We start from the raw sequence: 1,135 nt of genomic DNA on the forward strand, positions 1-1,135 counted from the left end.
GGCCAGCAGGCCCGAGGACTGCCAGAGCTTGCGGCCCGGGCCGCGCAGCACACCGATGTCGTCGAGGAAGTCGGTCAGCTTCCTGGCGCCGGTCTGCATCACGTCCCGGCGGTGGCCGCTGTTCCTGACCTGCTCCATCGCCTGCCGCTTGTCGAGGCCGACGTTGGTGTACACGTCCGGGTTGACGAAGGCGACCGAGAAGACCCGGGCGAACTCGCCGGAGGTCAGCCGGGTGAACTCACGCGACCAGCGCGGCGCGGTCACCATCTGGCGGCGCAGCTCCTCGCGCGCGTAACGGACGTGGCGGGCCTCCTCCACGACGTGGATCCGGGTGACGCCGCGGGTGAGGGTCTGGACCCGCTCGTCCGGGAAGGTCAGCCGCTGCATCCAGTCGAGGATCTCCTCGCCGAGCAGCGTCGCGGTGAACGACCCGGGGGTGGTGGAGATGGTCTTGAAGAGCCGCCCCAGGTTCTGGTGCACGGTGCTGACCGGGTACTCCGGGCAGCCGGACCGCTGGATGAACCGGGCGAACATCTTCGAGTGCCGGCACTCGTCCTCGATCTCGGTGAGGGCGTACCGGACGTGGTTGCTGGTCGGGTTCTTGTCGTAGATGTGCCGGCAGAGCAGCTGCATCAGGATGATCTCGAACCAGATGCCGAGCGAGCAGAGCGCGGCGGCCTCGTGCTTGGAGAGCTCGATGCGCTGCTCCTCGCTCATCCGCTTCCACATCGGCGTGCCGTAGAGCGACACCAGCTCCGGGGGCCAGAACCACTTGCCCTCCTCGAAGGGGGCGTCCCAGTCCAGCTCCTTGTCCGGGTCGAAGGAGTGCTTCGCGGACGAGTCGAGCAGCCGCTTGGCGACCTGCTCGCGGTCCTTCAGCAGGCCGAGCGCGTCACGCAGTCCGGCGAGCGTGTCGGTGTCCGTCACGGTCGTCATGGCTCTCCACCTCGTCGTGCGGTCGGTCGTGCGAGTGTTACCGGCGGTATCCCTTCTCTTATGAGACTGCGTGTCAGCAAGCGCGTCAATCCCCTGGGCGACACCGGACGGTGGATTGTCCGGCGAGGTGATGTGCGGGTTCCGTGGACCGCCGGCCCGGCCGTGCCGACGCCGTCCGCGGGGCCGGAGGGGCGGGGGG

The 1,135-nt window shown here is 68.7% G+C and carries 1 protein-coding gene; it reads right to left on the bottom strand.

Features of this window, described 5'->3' with window-relative positions; genetic code table 11:
- A partial coding sequence (locus tag HW445_RS32005; protein ID WP_151771297.1) for a diiron oxygenase occupies window positions 1–936 on the bottom strand: 936 nt, incomplete at its 3' end.
- Between the last annotated feature and the right edge of the window lie 199 nt (window positions 937–1,135).

This window comes from Streptomyces sp. UH6, from assembly GCF_013421635.1.
GTDB classification, from domain to species: Bacteria; Actinomycetota; Actinomycetes; order Streptomycetales; family Streptomycetaceae; genus Streptomyces; species Streptomyces abyssomicinicus.